Source organism: Kitasatospora sp. NPDC032121 (genome assembly GCF_055580145.1).
Genome location: NZ_JBVILX010000009.1, coordinates 249,512 through 266,305, shown reverse-complemented (window position 1 = coordinate 266,305; position 16,794 = coordinate 249,512). Strand labels below are relative to the sequence as shown.

The window sequence follows — 16,794 nt, the reverse complement described above, 5'->3', positions numbered from 1 at the left end:
TTGCCGCCACGCCTTGCCGCCGCGACCTGCCACCGCGCCTTGCCGCCGCGACCTGCCACCGCGCCTTGCCGCCGCGACCTGTCGCCGCGACCGGCGACCGGAACCGGCCGACCACGACCGGCGGTCTCACCGGCGTCCCGTCAGCGGATGCCCTCGATCGCCGCCTGTGCCCTGCGGGCCAGCTCGCGCCGGGCGCCCGCCCGGCCGGGCTGCGGGCCGGGAGGCGGTATCGGCGGCAGGAAGGTCACGTCGGCGACCAGCCCGCGGGCCGCGACCACCCGGGCGAGCGAGGTGAGCAGCCCGTCGTCCCCGATGAACGCGGGCACACTGGTCGGCCGCCCGTCCGCCAGCCGGTAGCGGATCGTCACCGGCTGGACGTCGGCCCCCGCCTCCACCGCCGCCTGGAACAGCGCGGGCCGGAACCGGCCGCTCTCCCGCCCGCACCAGGTCGACCCCTCCGGGAAGACGATCACCGGCTGCCCGGAGCGCAGCACCCCGGCCACCGCCGCCACGGTGTCCGGCAGCGTCCGCAGCCGGTCGCGGTCCAGGAAGACGGTGCCGCAGCGGGCGATCAGCGGGCCGAGCACCGGCCACTGCCGGACCTCGGTCTTGGCCAGCGACCGGCCCGGCTGCCCGGCGGCGAGCAACGGTATGTCCAGCCAGGACACGTGGTTGGCCACCACGAGCACCCCGCCGCCCGAGCCGGGAGCCGACCCGCCGAGACCAGGTCCACCCGAGCCAGGCCCACCCGAGCCAGGCCCACCCGAGCCGGGCCCGCCGGAACCCGGTCCGCCGGGCCCGGCGAGGTGGACGGTCACCCCGAGGCTGCGCAGCACGACCCGCGCCCAGAACCGGACCAGCCGGATCCGGGCGCCGTACGGGACCAGCCGGGCCGGCGGGATGAGCACGATCCCCGCCAGCAGCGCCGCCAGACAGGCCGCCAGCCGCAGCGCCCGCCGGGGGTGGGACACCTCCGGCGAGGCGTCGGCCAGGCAGGTCTCGGGCCGGCAGGTCGCGGTGGGCAGCCAGGCGCTCATGACGAGGTGCCCGAGGCGGGTATGCCGGACAGGAAGTGCCGCAGGTAGCGCGGGTCGGTGCGCTCCAGCGACAGCAGCACGTACAGGTCGGCGCAGTCGAAGTCCGGGTCGTACGCGGGCTCGCCGCAGACCCAGGCGCCCAGTCGCAGGTAGCCGCGGAGCAGGGCCGGCAGCGCGCCCCGCTCGGCGCGCGCCACCCCGGTGGCGTCCCAGCGCCGGTGCGGGGTGACCCGGTACTCCTCGGGCGCCAGGTACTTGGCGCTGACGGTGTCCCAGACGCGGGCCGCGGTGGCGCCGCCGTCCGCCAGCTCGATCGAGCAGCAGCCGCCGACCCAGGTGTTGCCGGTGTCGGCCAGGTAGCGCGCGATGCCGCCCCACATCAGGTTGATGACGGCGCCGTTGCCCCGGTGGTCCGGGTGGATGCAGGAACGCCCGAGTTCGACCAGGCCCGGGCGGACCGGCGCGAGCGCGGAGAGGTCGAACTCGCCGTCGGAGTACAGCCGGCCGGCCCGGCGGGCGGCCTCGGGCCGCAGCAGCCGGTAGGTGCCGATGACGGTGCCCTGCTCGCCCTCGCGGACCAGCAGGTGGTCGCAGTACTCGTCGAACGGGTCGACGTCCAGGCCGGCGACCGGGCTGTGCAGCACGGCGCCGAGCTCGGCGCCGAAGACCTGGTGGCGCAACCGCTGGGCGGCGCGCACGTCGTCCTCGTCGCGGGCGAGGGAGACGGTGTACGTGGCCGGGGCGGCGGGCTGGGGGCGAGGCGCGGGGACCGCCGGGGCGTCGTGGGTGGTGGCGACTGCGGACGGAGCGTACGTGGGGACGGTGGTCATGGCGGACCCTCCAGGGCAGCACGATCGGCGGTGCCGTGGATCGCCAGGGCACCGTCCCGGTCCGCAGGCGGTTGGGCATGGACGCGAACCGGTCCCCGTATGTCTCTCCGAATCGGTTGGCATTTATGTTGCGGCCCGGCGGAGCGCAGATGTGCACCTGTTGAATGGGAACACCCGTGGCCCGGTGGTCACTTGACCGGCATCGGGCGCTCGCCTGCCGGGGGTGGACAACACCTGCCGCGGGGGCGTACGACCGCACCGTACGCCCCCGCTGTCACGCCTCCGCCGTCACACCTCCGTCGTCACGCCCGGCCGTGACGGCCGGCCTCACGTCGTCGGCATGCCGTGGCCGTCACGGTCGCGACGCGCGGCTCAGAACACCCGCCAGCCCTCCGGGTCGACCCCGCCCGGGACGGCGCCGGCCGGGCCGTACGGCTCGCGGGTGTAGACGAAGGAGCCGACGTCGAGGTGGCTGACGGTGCCGTCGGGGTGGCGGACCACCCGCAGGGTCTCGCCCGCGTAGTAGTTCTCGACACCCGTCCAGGTGCCGTCCGCCTCGGGCCGGAAGCGCGAGCCCCGGCCGGCGCCGGTGAGCGGGGTGAGCTCCAGGACCCGGCCGGGCCGCAGTCGCAGGGCGGCCGGCATGGCGCCCCAGTACCAGGGGCCGGTGAGCTCCAGCAGCTCCGTGTCCACCTCGGCCAGCGGGCGCCACGGCTGGGGCAGCCGGGGTTCGAGTTCGGCCGTGAGCGCGATCAGCTGGGCGGCCAGCGCCGCGGCGCTGGCACCGCTGGTCACGTTGGAGAGGGCGTACGCGGCCAGGCCGTCGGACTCGCTGATCCACAGGCCCGCCGTGAAGCCGGGCATCGAGCCGGTGTGCCCGTACAGCAACCGGCCCTCGTGGCGGCGCAGTTGCAGACCGAGGCCGTAGCCGCCGGTCCACTCGGCGTCGTCCGGGGCGACGGCCGGGCGGCGCATTTCGGCGACGGTGTCGGCGGACAGCACCTTGTCGTCGCCGGCCGACAGGAAGGCCGCCCAGCGGGCCAGGTCGGCGATGGTGGACCAGAGCTGGCCGGCCGGGCCCATCAGTCCGGTGTCGGTGAGCGGCTCGGGCAGCAGGACGTCGGCCCAGGGGTGGACGGCGAAGCCCCCGGCGTGCGGGTGCTCGGGCAGCAGTGTGGTGCGCTCCATCCCGAGCGGCGCGAGCACCTCGCGGCGCAGCACCTCGCCCCAGGGCTCGCCGCGGAGCTTCGCCACCAGCGCGCCGAGCAGCGCGTAGCCGGGGTTGGAGTAGTGGTACACCCGCCCGGCCGGGTGCTTCAGCGGCCGCTCGGCCTCCAGGATGTCGTCGAGGCCGGGCCGCAGGGTGCCGTCGGTCCGCTCCCACCAGGGGCCCGGGGTCTCCGCGGCCAGGCCCGAGGAGTGCGAGAGCAGTTGGGCGATGGTCGCGTCGTCGGCGGGGGTGCCGGGCAGGTGGCGGGAGAGCGGCTCGGCGAGGTCGAGCAGGCCCTCGTCGCGCAGCCGGAGCACCAGCACGGCGACGAAGGTCTTGGTGAGCGAGCCGATCCGGTACTGGACGTCGGGGGTCGGCGCGTGTCCGTCGACCATGCTGCGGGCGCCGCTCCACACCGGCCGTCCGTCGCGCAGCACCCCGGCGACCATCGAGGGTGTGCGCCCCTCGGCCTGGGCGACGGCGAGCCGGTGCAGCAGCGCGCGGCGGGTGGCGGGCAGCAGCTCGGGGGGCAGGTCGGTCATGTGGGCTTCTGGACTCATCGACATGTGTACGGACAGTAGTCCAGCCCGGACGCGGGGCCGAGCGGATTACCCCGGCATGCCCGGCTCCGGCCCCGTTCCACCCACCCCGAGCCCCCTCCCGATCCACGCGCCCCGATCGGCCGCCCCACCGCCCCGATCGGCCGGGACGGTCAGTCCGGCAGCGGCGGCAGTTCCGGCCGCTCCAGCCAGGCCTCGAAGAGCGGGCCGAGCGGGGCGGTGGTGTACCGGGCGGCGTGGGCGCGCAGGTCGTCGGTGGAGACCACGCCGTGCCGGTTGGCGCTCGTCCAGTCCCGCAGCATCGCGAAGAACGCGTCGTCGCCGAGCACCCGCCGCAGCGCGTGCACCACCAGTCCGCCGCGCTGGTACAGCCGGTCGTCGAACATCAGCTTCCGGCTCGGGTCGCCGAGCCGCAGGTCCTGCGGCAGCCCGGCCAGCAGCCGGTGCGCGGCGGCGGCGTGCACGGCCGCGCCCGGGCCGCCGGCGTGCTCGGACCAGAGCCACTCCGCGTACTTGGCGAAGCCCTCGTTGAGCCAGATGTGCCGCCAGTCGGCGATGGTGACGCTGTTGCCGAACCACTGGTGGGCCAGCTCGTGGGCGATCAGCCGCTCACGCTCCCAGCCGCCGCCGAGGTGGTTGGTGCCGAAGGTGGCGACGCCCTGCGCCTCCACCGGGACGTCCAGCTCCTCGTCGGCGACGACCACCGCGTACTCGCCGAACGGGTACGGGCCGAAGACCTCGCCGAAGTAGGCCGCCATCTCCGGCTGCCGGGCGAAGTCCCGGGCGAAGGCGGTGGCCAGCCGCTCCGGCACGTAGCCGGTCTGCGGCACCGCCGGGCGCACCGCCAGCGGCACCGGCCGGTAGTGCCCGATCGACACCGTCACCAGGTACGTCGGGGTGGGCGCGCTCTGCTCGTACACCCAGGTGGTGCTGGACGCCTTGGTGGTGCGGGTCAGCAGCCGGCCGCTCGCCACCACGGTGAACGGGGACGCCGTGGTGATCGCGATCTGGTACGTCGCCTTGTCGGCGGGCCGGTCGTTGCACGGGAACCAGGACGGCGCGCCGACCGGCTGGCTCGCCACCAGCGCGCCCTCGGTCAGCTCCTCCCAGCCCAGGCCGCCCCACGGGCTGCGCACCGGGCGCGGGTTGCCGGTGTAGTGCACCTCGACGGTGAACGCCGCGCCCGGCGCGAGCGCCTTGGCGGGACGGATCCGCAGCTTGCCGCCGCGGTGGGTGTAGCGGGCGGCCCGGCCGTCGACCAGCACCCGGCCGATCCGGAACTCGGCCAGGTCGAGCGCGAACTCCGCCAGTGCCGCGTCCGCGACCGCGCTCAGCCGGGCCGAGCCGGCCAGCCGGTTGGGCCCGGGCCGGTAGTCCAGCGCCAGCTCGTAGCGGTGCACCCGGTAGCGGTGGTCGCCGCTGGTCGGGAAGTACGGGTCCGGGGCACCGGCGGCCGCCGGGACGTGCTTGGGCTTCACGGGGGCGTGCGCTTCCTGCGGGCCGGGACGGGGGACGGGGAAGTGGTCACGGCGCGGTCTGCCACGCCTCGATCGGGTTGCCCAGCCACCGCGTGTCGGCGGGGACGGACTCGGCGCGCATCACCAGCGAGGCCGGGCCCAGCGTGCTGCGCGCGCCCACCGTGCTGCCGGGCAGCACGATGCCGCCCGGGCCCAGGGTGGCGCCCTCGCGGAGGACCACAGTATCCATCCGCATGATCCGGTCGTGGAAGAGGTGCGTCTGCACCACGCAGCCCCGGTTGACGGTGACCCCGTCACCCAGGGTGACCAGGTCCGCCTCGGGCAGCCAGTAGCTCTCGCACCAGACCCCGTGCCCGACGTGCGCGCCGAGCGAGCGCAGCCACAGGTTCAGCACCGGGGTGCCGGGCACCGCACCGACCAGCCACGGCACCGCCAGCATCTCCACGAAGGTGTCCGCCAGCTCGTTGCGCCACACGAAGCCGCTCCACAGCGGGTGCTCCACCGCCCGGAACCGCCCGACCAGCAGCCACTTGGCCGCCACCGCGACCACGCAGGCCAGCACACCGGCCGCCAGCAGCACCAGGCCCGACAGCAGCGCGGCGGTCAGCGGCGAGCCGGCCGCCAGCCAGGACAGCGCCGCCACGGTCAGCATGCCCAGCGCCCCCGAGGCCAGCACCGGCACCAGCCGGCCCACCTCGACCAGCCCGCGCGCCCACAGCAGCCGGGCCGGCGGCTCGTACGTCAGGCTCTGGTCGGCCTGGTCCGCCGAGCGCGGCAGCCGCATCGGCGGCATGCCCAGGTACGAACCGCCCTTCTTCGCCTTCGCCGGCGTCGCGGACAGCACGCCCACCAGGCCGCGCTTGGGCACCGAGCGGCCCGGCGCGGTCATCCCCGAGTTCCCGAGGAACGCCCGCTCGCCGACCTTCGCCTCGCCGAGCCGCACCCAGCCGCCGCCCAGCTCGTACGGGGCGATCAGGGTGTCGTCGGCCAGGAACGCGCCGTCGCCGACCGTGGTCAGACTGGGCAGCGCCAGCACCGTGGACACCTCCGCGCCACGGCCGACCCGCATCCCGAGGGCGCGCAGCCACAGCGGCGTGACCAGCCCGGCGTAGAGCGGGAACAGCACCTCGCGGGCCCGGTCCATCAGCTGGGTGACGGTCCACGCCTGCCAGCCGACCCGGCCGTGCAGCGGGTGCGTCCCGGGGTCCAGGGCGGTGCTCAGCAGCCGGACCAGTGCCACCAGCTGCGCCGCGTACACCGCGCCGAACGCCAGCGTGGCGGGCAGCAGCCCGAGCAGCGCGCCGCCGAGCGCCGGGCCGAGGGCCGCGCCCTGGTCGACGAACCGGGACAGCACGGCCAGCGCGGCGAGTGCGGGCAGCACCGGGAGCAGGCTGAGCACGGCACCGCTGGCGCCGTACAGCGACGCCCAGCCGGCCCGGCGGGCCGGGCGCTCCTTGGGCCAGGCGCGCTCGGCGCGGCCCAGCTTGACGGCGGGCGCGCCGCCCCAGCGCTGGCCGGTCGGCACCTGGCCGGTGACGCTGGAGCCGGCCGCCACCTGGGCGCGCTTGCCGACCCGGGCACCGGGCAGCAGCGTCGAGCGGGTGCCGACCACGGCACCGGAACCGATCTTGACCTGGCCGATCAGCAGCCGGTCGCCGTCCAGCCAGTAGCCGCACAGGTCGACCTCGGCCTCGACCGCGCAGCCGCGGCCCAGCTTCAGCATCCCGGTGACGGGCGGCAGCGAGTGCAGGTCCACCTCGGGCGCGACCTTGGCGCCCAGCGCCCGGGCGTAGCGCACCAGCCAGGCGCCGGACAGCGAGTCCGCGCCGCTCAGCTCGGCGAGCCGCTCGGCGGTCCACAGCCGTAGGTGGACGGAGCCGCCGCGCGGGTGGCTGCCCGGGCGCAGGCCGCGCAGCAGCAGCCGGGCCCCGCCGGCCGCGATGGCCAGCCGCCCCGGCGGGGTGTACAGCGCGAGCGCGCCCGCGCCGACCCACCACCAGGAGGCGGTGGGCGCCCACGGGTAGTCGCCGAGGTGGGTGAGCAGGTTCCCGGCGGCCAGCAGGGCGACCGTCCAGCGCAGGCCGACCACGGTGAACAGCGGGATCAGCAGGAGCAGCTGGAGCAGCTTGGCCCTGGTCGGGACCAGGGCGATCGTCCTGGCCTCGGCGCTGTCGCCGGCGGTGCGCTCCAGGTGCCGCGCGAGCTTGCGCAGCGTCGGGTTCTGGTAGATGTCCAGGACGGCCGCGCTCGGGTAGCGGGTGCGCAGCAGGGTGGTCAGCCGGGCGGCGGCCAGGCTGCCGCCGCCGATCGCGAAGAAGTCGTCGCGCGGGCCGCCGACCTTGATGCCCAGGATCTCCGCCCACTGCTCGGCCAGCCAGGCCTCGGTGCCGTACAGCTCCTCGCCCGGGCCGGCGGTCTCCAGCTCGGGCAGCGGCCAGGGCAGGGCGTTGCGGTCGACCTTGCCGGAGGTCCTGGTGGGCAGGGTCTCGACGGTCGCCAGCAGCGGCACGAGGGCGGCGGGCAGCTCGGCGCGCAGCCGCTCGACGGCCTGCTCGCGGTCGAAGCCGTCCTGGACCACCAGGTAGCCGACCAGCAACTGGTTGCCGCCGCGCGCGGTCCGTACGGCGGCCGCCGCGCCCGCCACGCCGGGCAGGGCCTGCAGGGCCGCGTCGACCTCGCCCAGCTCGATCCGGCGGCCGCCCAGCTTGATCTGCTCGTCGGTGCGGCCGAGGAACAGCAGGCCGGCCGGGTCGGCCTGGACCAGGTCGCCACTGCGGTAGGCGCGCTCCCAGCCCAGCGAGGGCAGCGGGGCGTACTTCTCGGCGTCCTTCTCCGGGTCGAGGTAGCGCGCCAGGCCCACTCCGCCGATCACCAGCTGCCCGGTGCCGCCGGGGGCGACCGGCACACCGGCCTCGTCCACCACGGCGAGGTCCCAGCCGTCCAGCGGCAGGCCGATCCGCACCGGGCCGTCGCCGGTCAGCAGGGCGGCGCAGGCGACGACGGTGGCCTCGGTGGGGCCGTAGGTGTTCCACACCTCGCGGCCCTCGGTGACCAGGCGCTGCACCAGCTCGGGCGGGCAGGCCTCGCCGCCGAAGATCAGCAGCCGCACCTCGTTGAGTGCCTCGGCCGGCCACAGCGCGGCCAGGGTCGGGACGGTGGAGACCACGGTGATCTCCTGCTCGGCCAGCCAGGGGCCGAGGTCGGCGCCGCTGCGCACCTGGGAGCGGGGGACCGGCACCAGGCAGGCGCCGTGCCGCCAGGCCAGCCACATCTCCTCGCAGGAGGCGTCGAAGGCCACCGAGAGGCCGGCCATCACCCGGTCGCCGGGGCCGATCGGCTCCTCCTGGAGGAAGAGCGCGGCCTCGGCGTCCACGAAGGCGGCGGCGTTGTGGTGGGTGACGGCCACGCCCTTGGGCTTGCCGGTCGACCCGGAGGTGAAGATGATCCAGGCGTCGTCGGCCGGGGTGGGGCGGCGCTCCAGCGCGGGCGCGCGCTCACCGGTGGTCGCCAGGCCGTGCCCGGCGCCGAGCACGGCGGCGACGGCGGCCTCGCCGAAGACCAGCTCGGCGCGCTCGTCCGGGTCCTCGGCGTCCACCGGGACGTAGGCGGCCCCGGCGGCGAGCACCGCGAGGATCGAGACGTAGAGGTCGTTGGTGCCGGAGGGGACGCGCACGCCGACCCGGTCGCCGGGGCCGATCCCGGCGGCGGCCAGCCGGCGGCGCAGCCGCTCGACCTCGGCGGCCAGCGCGCGGTAGCTGAGCACGGTGTGCCCGTCGTCCAGGGCGGGCTCGTCGGGGTGGGCGCGCACGGTGGCGTCCAGCACGTCGACCAGGGTGCGCGGGGCGGCGGCGGGGCGGCCGGGGAACAGGGCGAGCGCCTGCTCGGGCTGGGCGGGCGCGGCCTGAGGGGCCTGCGGGGCCTGAGGGGCCTGAGGGGCCTGCGGGGCCTGAGGGGCCGGTTCCTGCGGGGCCGGTTCCTGCGCCGTCGGCTGCTGTGGGGCCGGTTCCTTCGCCGTCGGTTCCTGCGGTGGCGTGGCGTACTGCTCCGGGTGGCTCGGTTCAGCTGTCATGGCAGCCGTTCGCTCCTCGTCCTCGCCCCGTTCCGACCGATGCCCGGCCCCTGGGGCGGTGGGAACACCACCTGACCGGGTGATCCCACTCCGGGGCCGGAGCGGACAACCCGACCGATGGTAGCCCTGGCACGGTGGCCGGGCCGGATCGGAAACTCGGGCCAACTGGCGTCGGAACGACCGAATCTGATGACTCATCAGCTGATAACTGAGCCTTCTTGTCATTGATGTGACGCTACGTCAGTCGAATTGACGGATCGTCAGGTCGATTTTTCGACCGTGATCCACACCACAGCGAATGCTGCTCCCTTCGGGTGGCGGCAGCGGCGGGTCGGGCTCTTCCGGGCCGGAAACCCCGGGTTCGGCCCGGCCCGCCACCGTGCCCGACGGTCAGCGGAACCGGTGCAGGTTCTCGCCGAGGAAGGCTTCCAGGGTACGCGGAGCGTGTCCGGCGAGGCGGAGGAAGGTGTCGTCCGGCGTCTCCTTGCGGACCACCGCGAGCTGCTGGATCTCCACCACGTGGGTGGCCAGCCAGTCCGGCATCCCGGCCCGGCCGACCAGGTGGGTGTGCAGCTCGGACGGGCTCAGGTCGAGGTAGCGGACCGGCCGCCCGAGCAGCTCGCCCAGCAGTGCGGCGAGCTCGGGGTGGCTGTAGGCCCGTCCGCCGGTGAGCGGATAGGTGCCGCCCGCCAGCTCGGGGCGGGTGAGCACCTCGGCGGCGGCCTCCCCGATGTCCCGGACGTCCACGTAGTTGCACCGCGCCTGCCCCATCGCGCCGTGCACCACCCCGGCGGCGGCGATGCCGGGCGCCAGGAGCAGCAGCTTCTGCATGAACGCGTACGGCCGCAGGACGGTGGTGGTGATGCCGGAGGACTGCAGTCGCTCCTCGATCAGGTGGTGGCCGCGGGACACGGCGACGGGGGAGCCCGGCTCCGCGGCGGGTGCGGAGACCTTGACGACGTGCTCCACGCCGCAGTCGACCGCCGCCTCGATCGCGTTCAGCTCGTACTGGACCTGCTGCGGGCCGTTGGCCATGGTGAGGAAGAGGTGGTGCGCCCCGCGGAAGGCCGTGCGCAGGGAGTCGGGGTCGGCGGCATCGGCCGGGAGGACGGCGGTCCGGGCGAGCGTGCGCTCGTCGAGGGTGGCGGCCAGTCGGGCGGGGTCGCGGCTGAGGGCGCGGCTCGGTGCGCCGAGGGCGGCGAGGCTGCGCAGGGTGGCGCCGCCGGTGGCGCCGGCGGCGCCCATGATGACGATCATGATGTCTGCCTTTCGGGTCGGGGTGTGGCGGGGAGTCGGTGCTGTGCTGTACGGGTCGGGCGGCTGCCGCGCCAGCGCCAGGTGGTGATGGTGGCGGCGATCGCCGAGGAGACCGGCAGGTCGATCGGCAGTCGCTTCGGCCACGGACTGTCGGCGAGCGCCGGGAGCTGCGGCAGCCAGCGGGCGGCGGCGAGGCCGACCGCCAGGCCGAGCGCGGCGGCGGCCAGGCCGAGGGCGGCGGCCGCGAGCACGCGCGGGGTCCGGGCGGGCCGGGTGCGGACGGGGCGGCGGCGCAGCGTGGCGCCGAGGGTGGCGGCCACCAGTGCGGAGGTGCCGCCGATGGTGGTGAGCGCGGCGGCCACCAGCTGCGGTTGGCCGGTGACGGCTCCGCCGGCCCCGGCGGTGACGGCGGGCATGGCGTAGGCGACCAGGACCTCGCGCCACAGGACGAAGGGCGGGGGAGCGCCGGGGGCCTTCTTGCTCATGGGTCGGTTCTTCCTTTCGCTTGTGCGTAGCTGCGGCCGGCTGTGGCAGCTGTGGCCGGCCGTGCTCGGCAGCCATGGTTAGGTGCCTAAGTATTTGGCGATGATTAGGCACCTAACCATTGGGGCCGAAGAGAGGCGGGCCGCCGGATTGCGGCCCGCCCCGGGGTCGGGTCAGTCCTCGGTGAGTGCGTCCATGCCCGCGACCACCCGGGCCAGCAGGTCCAGGAAGGTGCCGCGCTCCTCGACGGTCAGGCCTCCGACCAGCGCCTGCATCCGGGCGAAGTGCTCGGGTGCCAGCTCCCGCAGGCGGTCGGCGCCGCGCGCGGTGAGGATCACCACGTTGCCGCGGCCGTCCTCGGTGGAGGGCCGCCGGGCCACCAGGCCCTCCCGCTCCAGGCCGTCGACCAGGCCGGTCACGGTCGCCCGGGAGACGCCCAGGCTCGCCGCGAGCTGGGAGGGGGACTTCTCGCCGCCGTGGTCCTCCAGGTCCGCCAGCAGTCGGTAGCGTCCGGTGGAGAGGCCGAAGCGGCCGAAGTGCACCTCGCCGGCCTGGCCGAGACGGGCGCCCGCCGCCATCAGCCGGGCCGCGACCAGGATCGCCTGCGGATCGGCCGTGAGGCCGTAGCGGGCGATCTGGCGGCGCGCCTGGTCGAGGCTGGGGGCGGCCGGGCCGCTCTCAGGGTGCTGGGTCACGAGAAGTAATATGGTGCCTAACCTGATTGCCGGTCAAGTGCGGCCTCGGGCTCGTGCCTAGGCGGCACGGGGAGCGATCCGAGGCGGCGTCCAGTCGGCGTGCCGCAGGACGGTCCGGACCATCGCGCCGGGCGGGGTGAGCCGGATCGCGGCGTTGCGCAGGCCGACCGCCAGGGGGTGGGCGAGCTGCTGGCCCATCCGGCCGGCCCGGCGGGCGTCGCGGGCCACGGTCTGGCTGCGCGGGCGGCGGACCGCGTCGTACCGGGTGAGCGCGCCCTCGACCGTCCGGGTCTCGGTGAGCGCCGCCGCCAGGGTCACCGCGTCCTCCAGGGCCTGACAGGCGCCCTGGCCGAGGTGGGGCGTCATGGCGTGCGCCGCGTCGCCGAGCAGGGCGATCCGGCCCGAGACGTAGGACGGCAGCGGGGTGGCCAGCTCGTTGACGTCGTGGTGCAGGACCGCCTCCGGCCGGGTCGCGGCCAGCAGTGCGGGAATCGGCTCGTGCCAGCGCGCGAAGCGGCGGCGGACCTCGGTCAACGGGTCCGGGTAGCGGACCCCGGCCGGGGCGTTCAGGACCGCGTGCCACTCGGCGGTACCGTCCGGGAAGGCGATGTGGCCGAACTCCGCGCCGTGGCCCCAGGTCAGCTCGAAGTCCGCCTTCAGGCCGTCGATCGGGCGCTCGGTGATCGCGCGCAGCACCGTCGAGCCGCTGTAGGCCGGCCCGGGGTGGTCGGGGAAGAGGTGGCGGCGGAGGCGGCTGTTGATGCCGTCGGCCGCCACCAGGAGGTCTGCCTCCAGGTGGCCCGCCTCCAGATGGCCCGCCTCCGGGGTGGTGCCGCCGAGGTCGACCCGGACCCGGAACGGCTGGGTGGTGTCCACCCCGGTCACCTCGGCGCCGACGACGAGGGACTCGGCGGGCAGCGCCTCGCGCAGGACGCGGTGCAGGGCCGCGCGGGGGATCCCGACGATCGGGGCGCCCAGCTCGCGTTCCAGCGCCGCGCCGTCCATGGCGGCGAGCCTGCGGCCGTCCGGGGTCCGGGTGCCGCCGGTGTACTGGCGGCGGGCGGCCGCCTCGACCGCCTCGCCGACTCCGAGGGCGGCGAGCGCGCGCATCCCGTTGGCGGCCAGGGAGATGCCGGCCCCCGCGTCGTCCAGGACGGCCGCCCGCTCGACCACGGTCACGTCCCACCCCGCCAGCCGGAGCCCGATCGCGGCCGCCAGCCCGCCGATGCCGCCCCCGACCACCACCGCGCTGTTGTTGCTCATGCCCGGTCCCTCCTGTGTCGCCTCACTGCTTTTCTACAGCTGTAGAAGGAGCGTACTACGGGGCCGTCGGCGGGCGAGCGGGGGTGTGCCGGGCTGGGCTCGGCGGTCGGGGGCCGTGGGTCGGTTCCGGCCCGACGGGGTGCGCGACGGGCGCGGCGGGCCCGGTAGAAAGGGGGGATGCGGCGAAACGAGGACGAGAAGCGGGACGATGCGGGGCGGCCGGACCGGCGGACGGTGTTGGCCGACGCCGCGATCGGGGTGCTGGCGGACCTCGGCGTGCGCGGACTCACCCACCGGGCGGTCGACGCGGCGGCCGGGCTGCCGGTCGGAACCACCTCGGCCTACCTGCGGACCAGGCAGGCGCTGCTCACCGCGCTGGTACGGCGGCTGGTGGAGCTGGACCAGGGCGAGCTGCACACCATGGGGGAGCGGGTTCCGGTCCGGTCGGAGGCGGAACTGGCCGAGGGGATCGCCGAGTTGATGCGGCAAAGATTGTCCGGCGACGGTCGGCGGCGCTCGCTCGCCCGGTACGCCTGCGCGGTGGAGAGCGTGCGCGACCCCGAGCTGCGCGAGATCCTCGTTCCGCGCGAGAACGCCGGGCGCGCCGCCGTCCGCGCCTTCCTCGCCGCTCGGGGCGTGAGTGACCCCGACGGGCGGACCACCACGCTGCTGGCCTGCGTCGACGGCCTGGTCTTCGAGCACCTGGTGGGCGGCGGCGGGCCCGGTGCCGACGCGATCCAGGGGCTGGTGGCGGCCGCGGTGCGGGGAGCGCCCGCGAGCTGAGTGCCGGGCGGTATCGGCGCGGCTCGACCGTGAACTCCCGGACGGCCACACAAAAATGGTGCTCCCGGGGGGCGGGGCGCGCGGGGAATCGTCCAGGGCGGCCCGGCCTGCCTTCGTCGACCCCGGACGGTCGACGGCCGATCGGCGACTCGGGATGACCTGGCATCAAGTCAATCAACCGTCAAGTTGGTTCATTCACAGAATGTTTCGTGATGTGGCGCCTCTCGATTAGATGAATTACGCCGCCCGCAGGTCTTCCCACGGAGATCTCCGGCTGACAGGCTGGGGCCGCCCTTTTCAGTACCGAGGAGGTTCCTTGTCCCGCATATCCACGTTGGCCGGAGCGGTCACCTGCGCCCTCGCACTTGTCACCGGCACCGCCGTCGCCGCGTCGGCCGCGCCCTTCGACCAGGCCCCCGGCCTGGCCGAGGCGAAGGTCGACCCCGTCGCCTGGACGCCGTGCAACCCCGACCCGAGCAAGCCGGACCCCGGCATCTACGACTGCGCCGTCTACCCCGTGCCGCTGGACTACGACAACCCCTCGGGTGAGAAGGTCGGCATCGCCATGATGCGGCGGCGGGCGAGCGACCCGTCGAAGCGGATCGGTTCGCTGTTCCTCAACCCCGGTGGCCCGGGCGGCAGTGGCTACCTGTGGGCGACGACCTCCCGCTTCGGCGCCGAGGTGCAGTCCAAGTTCGACCTGGTCGGCTTCGACCCGCGCGGCGTGGCCCGGAGCAACCCGCTCAAGTGCTTCAAGACCCAGGAGGACGCCGACGCGGTCACCAACCGCATGATCGGCGTGCCCGTCACCAAGGCCGAGATCGACGAGACGCTGGACGCGGACCAGGACTACAGCGACGCGTGCAGCAAGAACGCCGGCCCGCTGATCGAGCACATGTCGACCATCAACGTGGTGCGCGACCTCGACCGGATGCGCCGCGCCGTCGGTGACTCCCAGCTCACCTTCGCCGGGTTCTCCTACGGCACCCTGATCGGGTCGACGTACGCCAACATGTACCCGAACAAGGTCCGCGCGATCATCGTCGACGGCAACGTCGACCCGAACCTGCGCCTGCACAACGGCATGGAGTACGACCGCCAGCGGGCGAACGGCTTCGAGATCGCCCTGGACGAGTTCCTCAAGCGTTGCCAGGCCGCCGGCGCCCCGCGCTGCGCCTTCGGCGACGGCGACACCAGGGCCAAGTTCGACCAGCTCCGGGACCACCTGCGGACCAGCCCGATCACGCTGCCGGGCGGCGCCAAGGTGACGCTGAGCAGCTTCACCGGCGAGGTGGCCAGCGCCCTGTACTCGCAGGCCAAGCTGGCCCCGCTGGCCAAGTCGCTCCAGGCGACCTACCAGCAGTTCCAGAAGCCGGCCGCGGCCGCGCTGCTGGCCCCGCAGGCGAACGTCTCGGACGAGGACGCCAAGCTGCTCTCGGTGGAGGTCCCGCGGACGGCGCTGCGGGAGGCCCCGGTGGACTCCGAGTACACCGCGGACGACTCCTACCTGGCCGTCAACTGCCAGGACAAGCCGTACCCCTCCAACGACCGGGTGTTCGCGACCGCGGCCAAGGCGTGGGAGAAGGACATGCCGACCTTCGGCCGCTACCAGGCCTTCGACGCGCCGGCGTGCGCGAGCTGGCCGGCCCCGGCCCGGGACGCCGAGCGCTTCTCCGGCCCGTGGAACAAGAAGACCTCCAACACCGTGATGGTGATCGGCAACCTCTACGACCCGGCCACCCAGTACAAGTTCGCCCAGCGGATGCAGCAGGAGCTGGGCAACGCCGTGCTGGTCAGTGTCGACTCGATCGAGCACTGCGCCGTGGGCCGCAGCAAGGCGCTGAACCAGCTCGTCACCCGCTACCTGGTGGACGGCACCGCGCCGGCCGCCGGCCAGCTGCTGAAGCCGGACGCGGAGATCTTCCCGGCGGTCTGACGGAACGGCCCCCGGTGACCGTGGGGGCGGCTTGACGGTCGTGGTGGTCGGCGGTGCTGCCGGCCACCACGACCTTGCTTTTCCGGCGATTTCCCGGAGGGCGCGGAAGGCCCGCAGAATGCGGTGGTGGATCGTCATCGAACCTCCGGCGGAGCGGATTCCCGTGAGTCGTCGATGACCGTAGCCCATGCCACTGACAATGGGGTTCCGCTGCGGTGTCGAAGGCCAAGACCGCGATCGACCAGTAGGAATGACGTTCGGTCGCACCGAATTTCCATCGATCCGGCCGGGCGTGAGGATCGCACCCCGCATCCCCACGCCCGTGCCCGTGGCCCCGTGACCCGCCGGGGCCGAACTGCCCGCTCCGCTAGGCGGCCTGCTCCGCCCCCTCCTCGACGACCCGTCCGTCCCGGACCTCGATCACCCGGTCGGCGAGCCCCATCAGCGTCGGGTCGTGGGTGGCGACCAGCACCGTGACGCCCTCGCTGCGCACCACCGCGCGCAGCAGCTCCATGATCGCGCGGCCGGTCTCCGAGTCCAGCTGCCCGGTCGGCTCGTCGGCGATGATCAGGCTGGGCTCGTTGGCCAGCGCGCGGGCGATGGCGACGCGCTGCTGCTGGCCGCCGGAGAGTTCGCCGGGGCGCTGGTTGGCGTGGTCGGCCAGGCCGACCAGCGCGAGCAGGGTGTGCGCGCGCTCCTCGCGTTCGGCGGCGGGGGTCTTGCGCAGCCGCATGGGCACGCCGACGTTCTCGGCGGCGGTGAGCATCGGTATCAGCCCGAAGGACTGGAAGACGAAGCCGATCCGCTCCCGCCGCAGGGCGAGCCGGCCGTCCTCGTCCAGCCCGGCGAGGTCGATGCCGTCCAGCGCGATGCTGCCGCCGGTCGGTGTGTCCAGGCCGCCGACCAGATTGAGCAGGGTGGTCTTGCCGGAGCCCGACCGGCCCTTGAGCGCGGTGAGTTCGCCGCGGCCGACGGTGAACGAGACGCCCCGCAGGGCGTGCACGGCCCGCTCGCCGGTGCCGAAGCTCCGGCGGAGGTCGGTCACGGCCACCATCGGCTGGGTGGCGGTGTCGGCGGTGGCGGCCTGGTGGTGCGTCATGCGGCGTCCCCCTGTGGGAGTGGCGGCCCGGTCGCGCCCGGGTCCCGTCCGGTTCTACGGATATGACTGTTCCGGCGTTCACGTTCCGGGCGGC

Annotated in this window: 12 protein-coding genes; 2 read left to right on the top strand and 10 right to left on the bottom strand. The window is 74.8% G+C overall.

All coding sequences use genetic code 11. The features are described 5' to 3' along the window. Positions 1 to 140: 140 nt before the first annotated feature. The 9 genes from ACZ5OX_RS23405 to ACZ5OX_RS23365 all read right to left on the bottom strand — a co-directional run bounded on the left by ACZ5OX_RS23405 (position 141) and on the right by ACZ5OX_RS23365 (position 12,882). Positions 141 to 1,037 (bottom strand): lysophospholipid acyltransferase family protein, encoded by an 897-nt coding sequence (locus ACZ5OX_RS23405; protein WP_465632639.1) that lies wholly within the window; start codon positions 1,035 to 1,037, stop codon positions 141 to 143. Next, positions 1,034 to 1,867, bottom strand: a complete 834-nt coding sequence (locus tag ACZ5OX_RS23400; RefSeq protein ID WP_465632637.1) for a GNAT family N-acetyltransferase — start codon at positions 1,865 to 1,867, stop codon at positions 1,034 to 1,036. Before ACZ5OX_RS23400 ends, ACZ5OX_RS23405 begins: the two co-directional genes overlap by 4 nt. 372 nt (positions 1,868 to 2,239) lie before the next feature. Then, positions 2,240 to 3,619 carry a serine hydrolase domain-containing protein gene (locus ACZ5OX_RS23395; protein ID WP_465632635.1) on the bottom strand — a complete coding sequence of 460 codons (1,380 nt, stop codon included), beginning with the start codon at positions 3,617 to 3,619 and terminating at the stop codon, positions 2,240 to 2,242. Between the two features lie 170 nt (positions 3,620 to 3,789). Then, positions 3,790 to 5,115 (bottom strand): M1 family metallopeptidase, encoded by a 1,326-nt coding sequence (locus tag ACZ5OX_RS23390; protein WP_465632633.1) that lies wholly within the window; start codon positions 5,113 to 5,115, stop codon positions 3,790 to 3,792. Between the two features lie 46 nt (positions 5,116 to 5,161). Then, positions 5,162 to 9,184: a Pls/PosA family non-ribosomal peptide synthetase gene (locus ACZ5OX_RS23385; protein WP_465632631.1), complete on the bottom strand. Its 4,023-nt coding sequence runs from the start codon at positions 9,182 to 9,184 to the stop codon at positions 5,162 to 5,164. Between the two features lie 390 nt (positions 9,185 to 9,574). Then, positions 9,575 to 10,441, bottom strand: a complete 867-nt coding sequence (locus ACZ5OX_RS23380) for an NmrA family NAD(P)-binding protein (RefSeq protein WP_465632629.1) — start codon at positions 10,439 to 10,441, stop codon at positions 9,575 to 9,577. Next, entirely contained in the window at positions 10,438 to 10,926 is a 489-nt protein-coding gene (locus ACZ5OX_RS23375) for a hypothetical protein (protein ID WP_465632627.1), read from the bottom strand. Before ACZ5OX_RS23375 ends, ACZ5OX_RS23380 begins: the two co-directional genes overlap by 4 nt. 171 nt (positions 10,927 to 11,097) lie before the next feature. Next, the gene (locus tag ACZ5OX_RS23370; protein ID WP_465632625.1) at positions 11,098 to 11,619 is read right to left on the bottom strand and encodes a MarR family winged helix-turn-helix transcriptional regulator; all 522 of its coding nucleotides are present in this window, start codon (positions 11,617 to 11,619) and stop codon (positions 11,098 to 11,100) included. 57 nt (positions 11,620 to 11,676) lie between these two features. Then, positions 11,677 to 12,882, bottom strand: a complete 1,206-nt coding sequence (locus ACZ5OX_RS23365; RefSeq protein WP_465632623.1) for an FAD-dependent monooxygenase — start codon at positions 12,880 to 12,882, stop codon at positions 11,677 to 11,679. A gap of 177 nt (positions 12,883 to 13,059) precedes the next feature. Here ACZ5OX_RS23365 and ACZ5OX_RS23360 point away from each other — a divergent pair, with 177 nt between their 5' ends. Then, positions 13,060 to 13,665, top strand: a complete 606-nt coding sequence (locus ACZ5OX_RS23360; protein ID WP_465632621.1) for a TetR/AcrR family transcriptional regulator — start codon at positions 13,060 to 13,062, stop codon at positions 13,663 to 13,665. Positions 13,666 to 13,981: 316 nt separating this feature from the next. After that, entirely contained in the window at positions 13,982 to 15,601 is a 1,620-nt protein-coding gene (locus ACZ5OX_RS23355; RefSeq protein ID WP_465632619.1) for an alpha/beta hydrolase, read from the top strand. A 367-nt stretch (positions 15,602 to 15,968) separates the two neighbouring features. Here the strand turns inward: ACZ5OX_RS23355 and ACZ5OX_RS23350 are convergent, their stop codons facing one another. Further along, positions 15,969 to 16,700 carry an ABC transporter ATP-binding protein gene (locus ACZ5OX_RS23350; RefSeq protein WP_465632617.1) on the bottom strand — a complete coding sequence of 244 codons (732 nt, stop codon included), beginning with the start codon at positions 16,698 to 16,700 and terminating at the stop codon, positions 15,969 to 15,971. Positions 16,701 to 16,794: the final 94 nt, after the last annotated feature.